Source organism: Lentzea sp. NBRC 105346, assembly GCF_030269605.1.
Classification (GTDB): domain Bacteria; phylum Actinomycetota; class Actinomycetes; order Mycobacteriales; family Pseudonocardiaceae; genus Lentzea.
Genome location: NZ_BSTQ01000014.1, coordinates 100,244 through 115,811, shown reverse-complemented (window position 1 = coordinate 115,811; position 15,568 = coordinate 100,244). Strand labels below are relative to the sequence as shown.

Genomic DNA, 15,568 nt, shown 5'->3' with positions numbered 1-15,568 from the left:
GCTCCCGTGTGGAGCTAGTCCGGTCGAAGTGAGCGGGTTCCGGCTCTCGCTCGCCCCTCCACAGATATCCGGAGAAGGCGAATTCCAAACACCATTCGGCAATAAATCTTGCATCATGCAACGATCAATGCGGCGGTCGGGCTCTCAGCGGGTGATCGAGATTGCGAAGGGCGCTAATCCGCCGGATCGGATCACGTGCGGTACGAACAGGACCGCGGCCTCGGCGGCCCGCGCGGTCTCGATCCCGCCGAGGTCCGTGATCCACTCCTGGTGCCAGCCGAGGTCGGCGAGCAGCCCGCGTACCACCTGCTTGGCCTGCGGGTCCTCGCCGGAGAGGAAAACGGTCGGTGTCTGGGTGAGCGCGGAGGGCGCGGTCATCACCGTGTAGAGCATCGTGTTGAGCGTCTTGACGACGCGCGTGTCGGGGAGCGCATTTTGCAGTTGCTCCGCGAGGCTCGAGCCGGGGTAGAGCAGGTCGGCCGGCAGTCCGTCCGGTCCGTCGACGGTGGCGTTGGAGACGTCGACGAGGATCTTGCCCCGCAGTTCCTCGCGCAGCGCGCTGAGCCGCTCCAGCGAGCCGGCGCCCGGGGTGGCGTTGACGACGATCTGCGCTGTCCGGGCGGCGTCGGCGGCAGAGCCTGGTGCGCGGTCCGCCACGGTTACCTCATGCCCGGCCCTGGTGAGGGCCAGGGCGAGGCTGCCGCCGACGCGGCCGTTTCCGAGAACGGCGATCATGGTGTGGTCCTTCCGGTGCTGGTGGTTCTCGTGGGAGTCAGCGGGAGAGCGTGGTGACGGCTTCGGCGTGCACGCCGGGCGCGGCGGCCAGGAAGCTCTCGCTCTCCGGGGTCCAGGGGCGACCCGCGGCGTCGGATATCCGCCCGCCGGCCTCGGCGACGAGCAGCGCCCCGGGAAGCAGGTCCGCGCGGGCCCCCGCGAACTGCCAGAAGGCGTCGATCCGGCCGGCGGCCACGTTCAGCAGGTGCAGGGTGGCGGGCACCGATGTCCGCACCACGAGCGCATCGGAGAGCATCGCGGTGATCGAGGAACCGATGCGCCGCACGACCTTCTCGTCCTCGTCCGGCCTGGCCTGACTCGTGGCCACGAGGCTCAGGCCGAGGTCCGCGGTCCCGGACACGTGCAGCGGGCGGCCATCGAGGTGAGCGCCGCCGCCGGCGAGCGCGGTGTACGTCTCACCGGTCAACGGCACGTGAACCGCGGTGAGCACCGGCTGGTTGTCGCGCACGAGAGTGGCCGTCACCGCCCACTCCGGCAGGGCGTGCAGGTGGTTGACGTTGCCCTCGGCCGGATCCAGCACCCACCATTCGCCGGAGGGCAGCGCCCCGCCCGCGAGTTCGTCCTCCACGAAGCGGGCATGCGGGCGCAGTAAGGCGAGGCGGGGGCGCAGGACGTCGAGGGCCGCGTCGTCGTTGGCGGCGAGCGCGCGCATCAGCTCTTCGCGGGTCTGGTAGCGGACCACCTCGCCGAACCGCTCCCGCAGCACCGAACCCGCCGCGCGCACGGCGATCTCGGTCTGCGCGAGCAGGTCGGTGTCGGTTGCAGCAATTCCGGTCTCGGGCATGGCAGTGCTCCCATTCGAGGAGGGGGTGATGAGGCGTTCTTTCGCGTCCCGCATCTCGAAGGTAGGGAGGCCGATCATTAACAGCAAGTGCATGTAAAGCACGCCTAGGATGACTCACATGCAATTGGACCTGAACCTGCTCGCCGCGCTCGACGCGCTCCTGGAGGAAGGCAGCGTGGCCGGAGCCGCTGAGCGCCTGCACGTCACCGCCCCAGCGATGAGCCGAAGCCTCGGCCGGATCCGGCGCACGACGGGAGATCAGATCCTGGTGCGTACCGGGCGCACGATGACGCCGACGCCGTACGCGATCGCCGTCCGGGAACAGGTGCACGAGCTGCTGCAGCAGGTCCAGGCCGTGCTGGCACCGAGCCGCGAACTCGACCTCACGACGCTGGAGCGCACCTTCACACTCCGCTGGCACGACTCACTGGTCGCCCTCGGCGGCCCCACGCTTCTCGCGGCCGTGCGCAAGCAGGCGCCGGGTGTGCGTCTGCGCTTCATCGCGGAATCGAGCATCGACACGCCCGAGCTGCGTCGCGGCGAGGTCGACCTGGAGGCGAACGCGAACCGCCCGACCGCACCCGACATCCGCGCCGATCGGGTAACAGAGACCCAGCACGTCATCGTCGTGCGGCGGGGGCACCCACTCACCCAAGTCAAGGCAGTCACCGCCGCGCAGTACGCCGCGGCCGAGCACATCACCGTGTCGCGGCGCGGAAGGCTCGGCAACGCCCTCGACGACGCTCTCGCGCGGCTCGGCCTCACGCGCCGGGTAGTGGCAACCGTGCCCACCGAAGCCGCCGCGTTCGAGTTCGTGCGCGGCTCCGACCTCCTCGTCACAGCCCCCGAGTCCACGACGCGTTCAGCGGCCACGGTTCTCGGTCTGACCCTGCTCCCCCTGCCGTTCGAACTGCCGCCGGCCGCGGTGTACCTGTCATGGCATCAGCGCTATGACACCGATCCCGCACACGTCTGGCTACGCGATCTGGCGCGGACCGCGTTGACGCCGTAACCACACCCTTGAAGGTGAGCTTGATCTGCAAGCCGCAGAGGACATCGGTGGCCTATTCCTGCCGAAGGCAGACACCAGTCCACGTGCCCCGGTAAGTCACCGGCGGCTTCCGGAGTCGTTGGCGTGCGCGAAAAACCGGAGAGCCCCTGACCTTTGCTGGTCAGGGGCTCTCCGGCTGAAATGGGCGATACTGGGATCGAACCAGTGACCTCTTCGGTGTGAACGAAGCGCTCTCCCGCTGAGCTAAACGCCCTTGTTCTGTTGTTCTTGCTACCCGCTCTCGCGGTGTGGTCATAGCTTACAACATCACGTACGCGACCCAAAAATCGGGCTCTCCAACCAGGGTTCGTGGACGCCGAACCAGCCGCCCACCAGCGAGAACACGTTCAGCAGGTAGAGGGTTGCCAGTACGACGAGGCCGGTGCCCGCCAGCACGACCAGGCGCAGCCACAACGGCTGGCGCTTCAGCCAGTCGACCCAGGCGTCGTAGTAGCGCTTGGCGAACTTCAGGACTCGGCCGGCCCACTCGAACTCCGTGGCGAGGATCGCCAGGCCGAAGAACACCACCAGCCAGCCTGGGCCGGGGTACGGGATCATCAGGATGCCCGCGATCAGCACGAGGCCGCCGACCACGCCCACGCCGATGCGGTAGGCGAGGTTCAGGGCCGGGTTGCGGCGGAACCAGTGACGGGGGCCGTGGTGGTGTTCCGTCTTGGCCGAATCATCCTGTTGGACCACGTCTCTACGCTACCTGGCCACTGCCCAGCACCGTGGAAGGTTTGGTGGGAGCGGTGCGTCCGGGTTCGATCGACACCGCGAAGCCGAGGTGCTTGTGGGCGTCGGCCGACCAGGCCAGCTTGCTGGGAACGGCGCCCTTGCCCACGTCGAACGTGGCCAGCGCCACCGGCTTGTCGCCGCTGGTGCCCCACAGGGTGTAGATGTGCCCGGAGTCGTTGGGCGACAGGTTCATCGGCACGACTGCCGCGTCCTTCTCGGTTTGGACGACCATTGCGACGGGCTCGTTGGCCTCGTTGCGGAGCAGCGCGACGCTCGCGTTCGGGTCGGCCTGCAGTTGCAACGCGTAGGCGTACTGGGCTCGTTCGTTGGACAGCTGGTTGATCCAGATGCCGGCCGCTCCGCCCAGCCCCAGCACCGCGAAGATCGCGGCGGCCGCCAGCAGGATCTTGGCTCGGCGCCTGCGCGGCGCCAGCTGGATCGGCTCGTCGTCCGGCCGGGCGTGGCGGGGACTTCGGTTGCGCGGCAACGGTTCCTGCGGCGTGTGCTCGATCGCGTCCATCAGCCGCGCCCGCAGTCGCGGCGGTGGCTCCTCGCGCCGGACGGACCCGCCCATGACGGCCATCACCTCGTGCGTTGAGCGCACGGTCCGCTGGCAACGCGCGCAGCCGGGCAGATGGTCGCGCACTTGCGCTTCCTCGTCCGGCTCCAGCGCGTGCATCGCCCACCCGACCGCGAGCTCGTCATAGGGGCACATCTCGCCCCTCCGCTCCCCGGTCACCGTTGCGCTCCTGTCGTCTCACCGGTCTCGCCGGCCCACAATCCACCGAGCGTGCCGCGCAGCCGCCTGATCGCCGCGAACGTGCGCGATTTCACAGTGCCCAGCGGGACGCCCGTCAGCTTCGCCACCTCGCACTGCGTGTAGCCGCCGAGGTAGGCGAGCGCGATCACCTGCCGTTGCTCCTCGGGCAACGTCCGCAGCGCCGCCCTGACCTCCGCCCCGACAACGTTCGTCAGGGCCTCGTGGTCGGATCCCTCCGCGGGCGGAACTGTGCGCTCGGACACCTCGTCCGTGAGCGGAACATTCCGCCTGCGCTGGGTGTTCTCCCTGCGGACGGTGTCGACGGCACGGTGATGCACCACGGTCATCAGCCAGCTGCCGAAACCGCCGCGGGCGGGGTCGAACCTGCTGGGATGACGCCACAACGCGAGGAACGCCTCCTGGACGACGTCCTCCGCCAGCTCGGGGTCGACGCAGATGCGCCGGGCCAGCGAATAAGCTGGCGTGCCGTACCTGTCATACAGCTCGCCGAACGCGCCACGATCGCCCATCGCGAGCCGGTTGACCAGCTCGGCATCGGTCGGTCTGTCGTCGCTCGGCGCACCGGGTTGGGCAGGCGAGTCAGCCACCAGAGATGTCCTCACGTCCAACATTCGCGCAACAGCCGGTACCGGGTTCAGGTTAGACCCAGCAAGATGTGGGTTGCCGGAGAAACGTGGAAGGAGCGTCGTGGACACGGAACGCGCACGATCGATCGCCGTACGAAGTCATGATGGCCCGGACGGGTGATCTGCGACCTAATCTTGAGCGTTCCTCGCCACATGCACGTCACAACTAAGGTGCTCGGTCGTTTCCATGACCGGGAAGGGAGAAGAGGGTAACGACGATGCGCAACGACCACGTGACGCTCCGCTCGACAGCGGTCTTCGACCTGCTGGCGCCGAGGACACCGGCGGTCCCGGTCCAGGTGGAGCTTCGATACGACACGAAGGACCCGTACGCGGTCGTCGCCGCGTTCCGCACCGGACGCGCCGGCTGGGTCGAGTGGGTGTTCGCCCGCGACCTGCTCGCCGACGGGCTCATCGCCGACGCCGGCGATGGCGACGTCCGGATCCGTCCTGCCGCCGACGACCCCGAAGTCGTCGTCATCGAGCTGAGCTCTCCCTCCGGCCACGCGATGTTCGAAGCGTCCGCACAGGAGCTCGCCGACTTCCTCGACCGGACCTACGACGTCGTCGTTCCCGGCAACGAGCACCTCTGGGTCAACGTGGACGAGGCACTCACGCACCTCATCTCGAACGACCTGAGCTGAGAAACCCGAGGTCCGGGGGCCCACGTGGCGGTGGGGGACCCCCGGTTTGAACCGGGTTGAACCGGTCGTATAGGGTTTCCAACATCACGAACACAAACGTGATGCATGCGGATGTAGCGCAGTTGGTAGCGCATCACCTTGCCAAGGTGAGGGTCGCGAGTTCGAGTCTCGTCATCCGCTCTGAATGAGCCAACGGCTCATGATCTGGCGGAGTGGCCGAGTGGCTTAGGCAAGGGCCTGCAAAGCCCTGTACACGGGTTCGATTCCCGTCTCCGCCTCGGACGATTAGCTCAGCGGGAGAGCACTACCTTGACACGGTAGGGGTCACTGGTTCAATCCCAGTATCGTCCATGGTTCCGCTTGGGGCGGGGTGTGTCTGCGGAAAGCGCAGACACACCCCGCTCCACGTGTTTGTGGGGGTCGGCTCACCGCCCCGGACCCCGTCCGTGGTTGCACGAAACGTTGGCTTCCAGTGGACCGTGGTTGGAATGGGCAACCCGCTTTGATGTAACCGGGGCTTCGCTTTCAGCTTTCTGCTGCGTTCGCCAATTGGGTTAGGCCCTCGAGCATTGCCTTTCGCGTGGCTGGGTCTAGTTGTGACATTGCTTTTGCCAGGTCGGTTGGGCGGAGCACTGTGTCTGCGGCTACGACCTCGCGGCCCTGCTCGGTCAGGCGGAGCGCCAGGCGGCGTTCGTCTGACGGGTCGCGGGTTCGTTCGACGAAGCCGCGGGCGGCTAGCGCCTTCACCATGACCGAGGTGGTGCTTTTCGGCAGGCCCAGGTGGTTGGCCAGCCACGTCAGGGCGACGCCCTCTGCGGGGGCGATGTGGTGCAGCAGCTGGCGTTCGTGCTGGCTCAGCTCCGGGTCGTCCTGACGGTTGAGCGCACCCCAGATGCGGCGGTACAGTTGCTCGAACCGTTCAGCGTCTGAACTGTTCATGATATGAACATCATAGCGCGAGGTGGTCGTCGTGATCGAGATCGTGCGGCAGGCACACGTCGACGCGCCGGTCGATGCCGTGTGGGCGCGGGTGTCGGACGCGGCGCGGACGCCTTCGTGGTTCGCCTTCGCGGAACGGGTCGAGGTGCGCTCGGGCTCGGGCCTTGGGGAGCTGCGCACCCAGCACGGGCGGTGGGGCGGCAAGGCGGCCGAGGTCGACCAGGAGGTCATCGCGTTCGAGCCTGGGCGGCTGCTGCGGTGGCGGCACGTCGAGGAGCGGTTGAACGGTCGGCCGGCGCCTAAGTTCGCGGCTTCGACCGAGTTCAGCATTGAGCTCGAGGCTGATGGCGGTGGGACGATTGTGCGGTTGCGGTCGCGGCAGGAACCTGCCAGCCGGTTCAAGGGATGGCTGATGAAGGCCGGGTCTCGGGATGTCGCCAAGGCTTTGGAGCGGTCTTTGGCGCGGCTCTCGGTTGCGGAGGACTGACGGGGATTGTCAGACCTGGGCGCTACGGTCGGCTGGGGGCCCGTCGATGCGTCGCCGCGGCGAGCTGGCCCCCGTATCCAGGCTAGCGAAGCGGTCCGACAGTTCTGGGGTTCGCGTCGGCAGTTCTGGGTTCGCGTCGGCAGTTTCGGGGTTCGCGTCGGCGGTTGGGAGCGCGTCGGCGGTTCCGGCGCATGGGTTGGGGGTGCACACGTTGGGGCGGCGAAAACCGGATCGGGGTTCGGGATTGATCGGGCCCGTGGATTGTCAGACCCGCGCGCTACGGTCGGCTGGGGGCCCGTCGATGCGGCGCCGCGGCCAGCTGCCCCCGCATCCAGGCTAGCGAAGCGGTCCGACAGTTCTGGAGCACACATCGGCGGTTCGGGCGCATCGGCGGGGGCCGCGGGTAGCGGGCAGTACGCGGCAGCCAGCAAGCAAGCCCCAGCCCCGAGCAGCGCTCAGCGGAGCTCAGCCTTGAATTGCTCGCCCGGAACGTCGGACTCGGAGCGAGCGCATGCGGACCACGGGGCGGAATCCGTGGCGGACCCCGCCCCAGGCATGGTCAGACCCGGCGGCGGGTCACGCGAAGAAGTCCGTCAGTAGGCGCGTCACCTCCTCCGGCTTCTCCTCCGCCAGCCAGTGGCCGGACTGCACCTTCTCGACCCTGAAGTCGATCGCCTGTGAGGGCAGCTTCTGCAGGAAGCCGTCGTAGGAGAAGTCGGTGGCGATGGCTAGCAGGGGTGACGGGATTTTGGCGTACGTCTTCAGGTCGGCGATGTCCTGGTGGAAGCTCTGGTACCAGCCGTTGCTCGCGCGGATGGCTTCGGGGGCGTTGTAGGCGCGCGCGTAGATGGCACGGTCTCGGTCCGGGATGGACGCCGGGTCGGCCAGGGAGTTGTCGAACAGCCAGTCGTGCAGGTGGCGGAATCGGCCCGCCAGCAGCTGTTCCGGTAGGCCGCGCACCTGGTTGAACGCGAACCACCACAACGCGAAGCCGCCCGGCGGGGGTAACAGTGGGAGCTTGTAGTAGTCGTCGTCCGGGTGCGCGATGTCCAGGAGAGCGACTTTGCGGGTGGCCGTGGGGTGGTTCGCGGCGAAGCTGAACGCCACCTGCGAGCCGATGTCGTGGCCCGCCACGAAGACGGACTGGTGCCCCAGGGCTCGGGTCAGCTCCAGGACATCGCGGGCCATGGTTTTCTTGTCGAAGCCGGCAAGAGGCTTCTCCGACAGGTTCATGCCGCGCAGGTCCGGCACGATCACCCGATAGCGGCGCGCCAGCGCCGGCAGGATCTTGTTGTACTGCCACCATGTTTGCGGCCAGCCCGGCAACAGCAACAGGGGCGCGCCCTTGCCGCCGATCACGTAGTGCAGGCGCACTCCGTTGACTCGCGCGTAGGCACTGCGGAAGCCCAGCGAACGGGCCAGTTCCTCATCGGACGGAACGGAAGCGGCGGAGGCGACGCCAGCGGTGGTGGTGACGAACACCGCCGCTCCGGCTCCGAGCGCGAGCATTTTCCTGCGGTCCAACGTCATTGGTCTCCCCTTGTTCGAGTGGGTTCGACGTTACGCAGGGGGTCTGACAATTTGCTGTCGTCGCGCCTCCGCCGCCTGACAGGTCCCGCGCACTACCCTGCTCGCTGCAACCGATCCGAGTGAGGAGATCGATGCTTCGGCGAACACGACTCTTCGGTACGAAAATGAGGATCACGTTCGAGCTGCCGCACGACGAGCCGCCCGGCCGGGTGAGCGTTGTCGGCAGTTTCAACGGGTGGGTGCCTGGAGTGCACGAACTGCTGCCCCGACGGGGTGGCAGGCGCACGGTGTCGGTGACATTGCCGCCGGGCGAGCACAAGTTCCGCTACCTCGCCGAGCACGGCAGGTGGCTGGATGACGCTACGGCCGACTACGTCGACCATCAGGGCAGTGTCATCGCGATCTGAGAAGCCGGTGGTGGTGCTGCCCAAAGTCGCGCGGCGCTGCCACCGGACTACTCTTGATCGTATGACCGAACCGCCGATACGGGTGGTCATCGTCGAAGATCACGACATGGTGGCCGAGGCGATCGCCCTCGCGCTCGAGCGGTCGGACCGGGTCCACGTCGCCGCGCGCGCCAACTCCGTCGCGATGGCACTTGTCGAGGTGCGCAAGCATCGGCCGGACGTCGTCGTCCTGGACCGCAGGCTGCCCGATGGCGACGGCGTCGAGCTGATCGCGGAGCTCGCCGCGCTCGACGCGAGGGTCCTCGTGCTCACCGCCGAGGCGACTCCCGCGGTGGCCACCAGGGTCGCTGAGGTGGGTGGTTCTGGCTTGCTGCTCAAGTCGTCGAAGCTCACCGAACTCGTGCTCGCGGTGCAGCGCGTGGCCGACGGCGAAGCGGTGTTCGACTCACGGCTGCTCGCCGGCGTGCTCGACCAGCTCACCGGCCGCGGGCCCGCGCTCACCGAACGCGAGCAGCAGACGTTGTCCCTGCTCGCGGACGGTGCGAGCACCCGCGACATCGGCGCCAGGCTCGGCATCGCGCACAACACCGTGCGCAACCACATCCGCAACCTGCTGCAGAAGCTGGGCGCCCGGTCGAAGCTCGAGGCCGTCTCCATCGCACGGCGCCAGGGCGTGATCGACTAGTGCAATTGCACTAGATGGAGTGGTGTTCCTGTGTCTCGCGAGCCGTCGGCGAATGTCGCACAGTGCGATCGTGAGCATCCAGGGCGAATTCAGCGTGGCCCGCGACGCGGGTGGCGTCGGCCTGGCCAGGGAGTTCGCTCACATGTTCCTCACCAGGAGCGGCTACACGGGGTCGCGCGAGGACGTCATTCTCGTCGCCTCCGAGCTGGTCGCCAACGCCCTGCAGCACGGTGACGTCGTGCTCCGGATCGCGGGCGACGCGAGCCGGGTGCGGATCGAGGTGACCGGCGCCGGCGAGCGGCGGCACGGCGGCTGGGGCATGAAGCTGATCGCCGCGTTGAGCACCGTCTGGGGCGTCGACGACCGCGACACCGGCAAGGTCCTGTGGTCCGAACTGCGCGCGATGCCCGGAGACGTGCTAGTCACGGAGACGTGACCGACCGCTCGACTCCCGAACACGCCAGCGAGGAACACTTCCGGCTGCTGGTGCAGAGCGTCATCGACTACGCGATCTTCATGCTCGATCCGCAGGGGCGCATCACCACCTGGAACATCGGCGCCGAACGGATCAAGGGCTACTCCGCCGACGAGATCATCGGCAAGCACTTCTCGATCTTCTATCCGCCGGAGGACGCCGACAAACCGGCCCGTGAGCTGGAAGTCGCGGCCGTCGACGGACGCCTGGAGGACGAGGGCTGGCGGCTTCGCAAGGACGGCACCCGGTTCTGGGCCAACGTCGTCATCACCGCCCTGTACGACAGCTCCGGCGAGCTGCGCGGATTCGGCAAGGTCACCCGCGACCTGACCGAGCGGCGCAACGCCGAGCTGCGCCTGTCCGAACGCCGCCGGCTGCTATCGCACCTGGTGGAGGCACAGGAGATCGAACGGCGACGCATCGCCTGGGACGTCCACGATGACTCCCTGCAGTCGATGATCGCCCTGGGGATGCGGCTGCAGCTGCTCGCCGACGAGCTGCCTCCGAAGTACGCGTCGGTGGCGCGTGAGCTCGACGAGGCGGTCAACGGCACCGTCAACCGGCTGCGCGACCTGGTCTTCCGCCTCCGACCGCCCGGCATCGACCAGCGCGGACTGGTGGAAGCGCTTTCCAGCTACGCCGGCGTGGTGCTGCCCCGCCGCGGACTGGACGTGACCCTCCGGCCGGAGCTCGATCACGAGCCGGAACCCGAGACCGCCACGACGATCTTCCGCATCTGCCAGGAGGCACTCACCAACGTCCTCAAACACGCCAACGCGAAGGCAGTTCACATCGATCTGTCCACAATGGACGAAGGCGTCCGGGTGCGCATCACGGACGACGGCACCGGATTCGCCGTCACGACGCTCGACTGGTCGAGCGGCCGCGACCACTTCGGCTTGATCGAGATGCGGGAACGCGCGGAGACCGCGGGCGGCTGGTGGACCATCTCATCGGGTGAGACCGGAACCACGGTCGAGTTCTGGTTGCCGACGACCGGGTGAGTCCCGCTTGTCATTGCGAAGCATCGGACCTACGGTGAGGATGCCAACGAGTTCAGCAGTGTGCTCGACACTCATATCGCGCACCGAGGAAGCGATGAGCTACCTACTTCCCGATCTGCCGGACTCCGTCACGGTCACCGTCTGCGACGGCGTGCAGGTGGTCACTGTCGCCGGCGAGATCGACGAGTACAACATCGACCCGATCAAGTCCGCACTCGACCTCAGCCGCCCGGCCGTCGTCCTCGACCTATGTGCGGTGACGTTCTTCGGTTCCGCGGGCCTCGCGCTACTGGTCGAGACCCAACAGGCGGCGGAACGCAACGGCACCGTCTTCGTGGTCGCGGCAGCACAACGCGCAATCCTGCGACCACTCAGCGTGACCGGAGTCGACCAGGTGATCCTGCGCTACAACGCGGCACCGGACGCGCTGGCCGCGGTCAGAGCGATGCTCGTGGGCTGAGCTCGGCCGAGTTGCCGCCGGACAGCACCAGCACCGTGCGCTCCCCCGGCTCGATCAGCCCGTCCCGCAACGCGGCCAGCCCGACCACGGCCGACGGTTCGAGCAGCAGGCGCGTCGCCCGCATCAACGGCCACCACGCGTCGCGAATGCTCTGCTCGCTCACCTCGACGACGTCCGCCACGAGCGCACGCACATGCTCCAGCGTGTGCTCGCCGGAGAACGGCGGCGTGAGGCCGTCGGCGATGGACACAGGCTTGTGCGGCAACGGATCGGGCCGCCCGGCCGCGAGCGCGTACGTCATGTTGTTCGCCGTGGCGGGCTCGACGCCGACGACCCGCGTGCCGGGCATCGCGGCGGCGATACCGCTGATCAGCCCGCCCCCGCCCACCGGTACGACCACCAGGTCCGCCGCGCCGATCTCCAGGCCGATCGTGCCGTGCCCGGCGATGAGGTCCAGGTCGTCGAACGGGTGCAGCAGCGCGAAACCGCGCTCCTCGCACAACGCCGAGCACGTGCCGAACAGGTCCTCCGTGAAGACGATCTCGCCGCCGTGCGACCGGATCGCGGCGACCTTCTCCGGCACCGAACCTGGCCGCATGACCACGATCGAGGGAATTCCGAGCCGCTTGGCGGCATACGCGACGGCCGCGCCCGCGTTGCCCGCGCTGAACGTGGCCACGCCGCGCGGCAGCTCTTCGTGACACAGCAGCGCGTTGAACACACCGCGCACCTTGAAACTGCCGGTGGGCTGCAGGTTCTCCGCCTTGACGGTCACGCCGAGCTCCGCGCACTCCAGCAACGGCGTGCGCCGCACGTACGGCTCGATGCGCTGCGCCGCGGTCTGGATCTCCCGGAGGCCGATCACGCGACCAAGCTACCCTGGATCTCGTGACGGACGTTGTCGACGATCTCGGTGTGTTCAGGCAGCTCGAACGGCGTCTGCTGATCTACAGGTTCGCCGTCGAGGAGCTGATGACCAAGCTCCGGATCCTCAGCGAGGAGTTCGACTCCGTCCACCGCCACGACCCGATCGAGCACATCACCAACCGCATCAAGAAGCCCGAGGGCATCCTCGAGAAGCTGCGCCGCAAGGGACTGCCGGCCGACGCGTCCCTCATCGACACGCTCGACGACGTCGCCGGTGTGCGCGTCATCTGCCCGTTCGTCTCGGACGTGTACCGCGTCGAGAAGATGCTCAGCCGCCAGCACGACGTGGAGATCGTGCGCAAGAAGGACTACATCGCCTCGCCGAAGCCCAACGGGTACCGCAGCCTTCACCTGATCGTGTCGATTCCCGTGTTTCTGTCCGATCGGGTGGAGAACGTCAAGGTCGAGGTGCAGCTGCGGACGATCGCCATGGACTTCTGGGCCACGTTGGAGCACAAGCTCTTCTACAAGTACGACGACCAGATTCCCGCTGACTTCGCCGAGGAGTTGTCGAGTACGGCGGCGATCGCGGCGCAGCTGGACGAGCGGATGGAGTCGCTGCACCGCCGCGTTCACCCGTGATACCGCAAGATCTCCAAACCTGGCCGCTGGATCGAGACGGTCTGCGGCATCAGGTCCGGTGACACGGTCAGCCGCTCGAGATGCGGCAGGTCACGCACCCGATCCAGGTCCCGGACCGGACATTGGGCGACGGTGAGGTGGCGCAAGCTCTTACCCCAGCGCTCGATTCCGGCCAGCGAGCGCACCTTGGGGCAGAAGTCGAGCACGAGTGATTCGAGTTCGGGGAAGCCGTCGAGGGTATCGAGGTCGAACCAGAGGTTGATGATCGCCAACACGTGGCGAATGGTGGGGAGCAGACGCCCTGCAACGCGCATGATCGGCGGCACGGAGAGCCACCCCGACTCGCACTGGACAAGGGTGTACGTGTCGCCGAATCGAATCGTGTCGACGTTCAGCTTGCTGAGCACAGCGTCCACGTACATCCGGTCGTCGAAGTGTGACCAGCTGCGGAACAGTTCCTCCAGCACACCGATCCGCTGGTCCTCCGTGTACTTGGCGATGATCGGCAGCGCCTCCTCGAGTTCTGTCTCGGCGAGCGCGCGGATGGTGGCTGCCGTCCCCTTCACCGTGCGGGGCTCGCAGTTCGCGAGTAGATCCAGCACGAATTCCCCAGCCGATGCGAATACCTTCGCCGCGGTCACCGACTTGGGCGGGAGTAGCTTCGCGGCCCGCAGTTGGATCTCACGACGCAGCGGGAAGTTCAACTCGGCCGCGGTTTCGAGGCACGCCAACGCGAGCAGGTCGAGGTCTCCCCGCTCCAACATCCGAGAGAGCAGCTCCTCCCGCTGGCTGCGGGAGGAGTGCCCGACCGCCATGACGACGACCTGGTGCCACTGATCGAGGTGAGCGTTCTCGACGACCACCCCGACATCGTCGTTGTTCATCGCGGCACCGGCGGCCAGGAACTCCTGAAAGGTGCGGTGGATGAAGTCGATCCGGCCTTCCACGGGCTCGCGCAACAACCCCGACCGTTCGAGCAGGTGTCGGTACACATCCGCACCACTGGCCTTCACCTGGGGCATCGTTGCGAGACGTTCCTCGAACCGCGCGATCGCGCGCGGGATCTCGACATCACTGTTGCCGTTGCGGATCAGCCAATAAGCCAAGTCCCCCAGCAACAGGATCTTCTCGGTGCGTTCGAGTCCCGCCACCGGCGCGATGCGGCGCTCGGCATCGCGGCGTTCGAGCAGCATCTGGAGCGCGACCTCGTACAACTCCATGCGGTTGTTGGGCAGCACAGCCCGTCGATCCTTGTGCAACGCGCACAAAAGCGCGCACAGCAACGGATATCCGGCCAGCTTGCGCAGGTGCCCGCGGGTGTTGAGCTGGGCGATCAAGCCCTCTTCGAACGAGTCGATCTCGGCGCGCTCGTCGTCGGAAGCACACACCGAGCGCATGGCGTCGTGCCAGCGGCGGACGAACTCGCGCACGTCGGCACGCCCCATCGCCTGCAGATCGAGGACGGCAAAGTCTGAGCCGCTCAACCACTCCGGCTGCGCCGCCCCAGGCCGTGACGTGACGACGAAGCGCGCTGAGGGAAAGGCATCCGTGAGGTCGCGCAGCCAGGTCCGTACCTCGTCGCGGCGGTCGAGCGCCAGCTCATCCACACCGTCGACCAGGACGACCCCGGAGCCGGAACGGAGCTTGTCCGCGACCCACGCGCGGGGCATGTCGTCGGAAATGTGCCTGCCCACCTCATCGAGAAACGCAGCGGGCGAAGGCAGTTCGCGCGACGCGTACCGGCGCAGCGGCACGAAGAAGGGCACGGTGGAGTTCCAGTCGGACAAAGCCGGAGGAAAGTCCCCCAACGCGCTGCGCACGGCGATCCAGTGCAGCAGCGTCGTCTTGCCGAGTCCCGCCTCGCCACGAATGAAGAGCCTGCGCGAACCGGCGAGCAGGTCCTCGACGCGGCGCACGGGGCCGAGCTCGTCGGACGACGCGGTGAGGCTGATGTAGGCGACGGACAAGGGGTAGCGGCGGGACGCGTCGGTGAGTGTCACGCCGAACATCTCGACGTGGTCGAGCTTGCGGGCCACGAGCTGGCGGTAGTCGTACTCGAAGCCGGCGCTGCGGTCGCGTTGCGGCAGGCGGGCCAGGACCTCGCGGATGCCGTCGAGGATCTCCCGGTCGCGGCGTAACAACTCGGTCAACGCGTCCGGGGAGAACGTGGGCAGGCCGCGCGAGATCTCGATGACGTACCCGCAACACTCCTTCAACAGCAGGTCGTACAACGCCGTGCCGTCCGCGGACAGCAGGGAGGTCTGGGATGGCACGCGCTTGCGGATCGAGCGGTCGAGGTGGCCCGCGTCGAGGTCGGCGGCGAAGAGGTCCTTGTCCCGCAACGAAGCCTGCTCGAAGGTGTCGGACACGGCGGTGAGGGCCGCCAGTCGCTCGTGCTCCGGCAACGAGCGGAACTCCGCGTCGATGATCGGCTCCAGGCGAAGAGCGACGGCCTCGGCGAAGTTCTCGAGCAGGCGGTTGAGCTTGCGTTTGTCGCGCGACGAAGCCAGCTTGCCCGACACCACGTCGACCGCGCTCGCGCCGACCTCGGCGGCGATCTTGTTGTCACCCAGCCACAGCTTCGTCGCGGTCCGCACGGCGACCGTGCCGAGCGAGAACAGCGCCACTTCGACGGACATCGGAACATCGAAGC

General features: G+C 67.5%; 18 protein-coding genes and 4 tRNA genes. 12 read left to right on the top strand and 10 right to left on the bottom strand.

Translation table 11 applies throughout. The features are described from left to right. Window positions 1-144: 144 nt before the first annotated feature. The gene (locus QSK35_RS27790; protein WP_285750477.1) at window positions 145-735 is read right to left on the bottom strand and encodes an NADPH-dependent F420 reductase; all 591 of its coding nucleotides are present in this window, start codon (window positions 733-735) and stop codon (window positions 145-147) included. Window positions 736-772: 37 nt separating this feature from the next. After that, the gene (locus QSK35_RS27785) at window positions 773-1,579 is read right to left on the bottom strand and encodes an inositol monophosphatase family protein (RefSeq protein ID WP_285750476.1); all 807 of its coding nucleotides are present in this window, start codon (window positions 1,577-1,579) and stop codon (window positions 773-775) included. 118 nt (window positions 1,580-1,697) lie between these two features. On the opposite strand from QSK35_RS27785, the gene QSK35_RS27780 reads away from it, so the two are divergent. Beyond that, on the top strand, window positions 1,698-2,591 hold the full coding sequence (locus QSK35_RS27780) for a LysR family transcriptional regulator (protein ID WP_285750475.1): 894 nt from the start codon (window positions 1,698-1,700) through the stop codon (window positions 2,589-2,591). A gap of 181 nt (window positions 2,592-2,772) precedes the next feature. On the opposite strand, the gene QSK35_RS27775 is transcribed toward QSK35_RS27780, so the two are convergent. The 4 genes from QSK35_RS27775 to QSK35_RS27760 form a co-directional block, all read right to left on the bottom strand. Further along, window positions 2,773-2,844, bottom strand: a tRNA-Val gene (locus tag QSK35_RS27775). Between the two features lie 53 nt (window positions 2,845-2,897). Continuing rightward, window positions 2,898-3,329: a TIGR02611 family protein gene (locus QSK35_RS27770; protein ID WP_285750474.1), complete on the bottom strand. Its 432-nt coding sequence runs from the start codon at window positions 3,327-3,329 to the stop codon at window positions 2,898-2,900. 4 nt (window positions 3,330-3,333) lie between these two features. Beyond that, entirely contained in the window at window positions 3,334-4,107 is a 774-nt protein-coding gene (locus tag QSK35_RS27765; RefSeq protein WP_285750473.1) for an anti-sigma factor, read from the bottom strand. Further along, window positions 4,104-4,736, bottom strand: coding sequence for an RNA polymerase sigma factor (locus QSK35_RS27760; protein WP_285750472.1), 633 nt, complete (start codon window positions 4,734-4,736; stop codon window positions 4,104-4,106). The genes QSK35_RS27765 and QSK35_RS27760 overlap by 4 nt, the downstream gene beginning before the upstream one ends. A 257-nt stretch (window positions 4,737-4,993) precedes the next feature. Here QSK35_RS27760 and QSK35_RS27755 point away from each other — a divergent pair, with 257 nt between their 5' ends. The 4 genes from QSK35_RS27755 (at window position 4,994) to QSK35_RS27740 (ending at window position 5,770) form a co-directional block, all read left to right on the top strand. Then, window positions 4,994-5,419, top strand: coding sequence for an SsgA family sporulation/cell division regulator (locus QSK35_RS27755; protein ID WP_030466274.1), 426 nt, complete (start codon window positions 4,994-4,996; stop codon window positions 5,417-5,419). A 107-nt stretch (window positions 5,420-5,526) separates the two neighbouring features. Next, a tRNA-Gly gene (locus QSK35_RS27750) sits at window positions 5,527-5,599 on the top strand. A gap of 26 nt (window positions 5,600-5,625) precedes the next feature. Beyond that, a tRNA-Cys gene (locus QSK35_RS27745) sits at window positions 5,626-5,697 on the top strand. Between the two features lies 1 nt (window position 5,698). Beyond that, window positions 5,699-5,770, top strand: a tRNA-Val gene (locus tag QSK35_RS27740). 174 nt (window positions 5,771-5,944) lie between these two features. Here QSK35_RS27740 and QSK35_RS27735 read toward each other — a convergent pair. Continuing rightward, window positions 5,945-6,358 (bottom strand): MarR family winged helix-turn-helix transcriptional regulator, encoded by a 414-nt coding sequence (locus QSK35_RS27735; RefSeq protein WP_285750471.1) that lies wholly within the window; start codon window positions 6,356-6,358, stop codon window positions 5,945-5,947. Between the two features lie 31 nt (window positions 6,359-6,389). Here QSK35_RS27735 and QSK35_RS27730 point away from each other — a divergent pair, with 31 nt between their 5' ends. Next, entirely contained in the window at window positions 6,390-6,845 is a 456-nt protein-coding gene (locus tag QSK35_RS27730; RefSeq protein ID WP_285750469.1) for an SRPBCC family protein, read from the top strand. 576 nt (window positions 6,846-7,421) lie between these two features. On the opposite strand, the gene QSK35_RS27725 is transcribed toward QSK35_RS27730, so the two are convergent. Then, window positions 7,422-8,375, bottom strand: coding sequence for an alpha/beta fold hydrolase (locus tag QSK35_RS27725; RefSeq protein ID WP_285750468.1), 954 nt, complete (start codon window positions 8,373-8,375; stop codon window positions 7,422-7,424). A gap of 164 nt (window positions 8,376-8,539) precedes the next feature. Between QSK35_RS27725 and QSK35_RS27720 the strand changes: the two genes are divergently transcribed. The 5 genes from QSK35_RS27720 (at window position 8,540) to QSK35_RS27700 (ending at window position 11,406) form a co-directional block, all read left to right on the top strand. Further along, window positions 8,540-8,782, top strand: a complete 243-nt coding sequence (locus QSK35_RS27720) for an early set domain-containing protein (protein WP_352244154.1) — start codon at window positions 8,540-8,542, stop codon at window positions 8,780-8,782. Between the two features lie 61 nt (window positions 8,783-8,843). Further along, window positions 8,844-9,467 (top strand): response regulator transcription factor, encoded by a 624-nt coding sequence (locus QSK35_RS27715; protein WP_285750466.1) that lies wholly within the window; start codon window positions 8,844-8,846, stop codon window positions 9,465-9,467. A gap of 70 nt (window positions 9,468-9,537) precedes the next feature. Continuing rightward, the gene (locus tag QSK35_RS27710; protein ID WP_285750465.1) at window positions 9,538-9,903 is read left to right on the top strand and encodes an ATP-binding protein; all 366 of its coding nucleotides are present in this window, start codon (window positions 9,538-9,540) and stop codon (window positions 9,901-9,903) included. Further along, on the top strand, window positions 9,900-10,946 hold the full coding sequence (locus QSK35_RS27705; protein ID WP_285750464.1) for a PAS domain-containing sensor histidine kinase: 1,047 nt from the start codon (window positions 9,900-9,902) through the stop codon (window positions 10,944-10,946). Before QSK35_RS27710 ends, QSK35_RS27705 begins: the two co-directional genes overlap by 4 nt. A gap of 94 nt (window positions 10,947-11,040) precedes the next feature. After that, complete coding sequence (locus tag QSK35_RS27700; protein ID WP_285750463.1) at window positions 11,041-11,406, top strand: STAS domain-containing protein; 366 nt, start codon at window positions 11,041-11,043, stop codon at window positions 11,404-11,406. Here the strand turns inward: QSK35_RS27700 and QSK35_RS27695 are convergent. Beyond that, complete coding sequence (locus QSK35_RS27695; RefSeq protein WP_285750462.1) at window positions 11,384-12,271, bottom strand: pyridoxal-phosphate dependent enzyme; 888 nt, start codon at window positions 12,269-12,271, stop codon at window positions 11,384-11,386. The two genes, QSK35_RS27700 and QSK35_RS27695, sit on opposite strands and share 23 nt — an antisense overlap. Before the next feature lie 23 nt (window positions 12,272-12,294). Between QSK35_RS27695 and QSK35_RS27690 the strand changes: the two genes are divergently transcribed. Further along, a complete protein-coding gene (locus tag QSK35_RS27690; protein ID WP_285750461.1) occupies window positions 12,295-12,915 on the top strand; it encodes a GTP pyrophosphokinase in 621 nt (206 codons plus the stop codon). On the opposite strand, the gene QSK35_RS27685 is transcribed toward QSK35_RS27690, so the two are convergent. Then, complete coding sequence (locus QSK35_RS27685; RefSeq protein ID WP_285750460.1) at window positions 12,906-15,554, bottom strand: NACHT domain-containing protein; 2,649 nt, start codon at window positions 15,552-15,554, stop codon at window positions 12,906-12,908. The genes QSK35_RS27690 and QSK35_RS27685 overlap by 10 nt on opposite strands. Window positions 15,555-15,568: the final 14 nt, after the last annotated feature.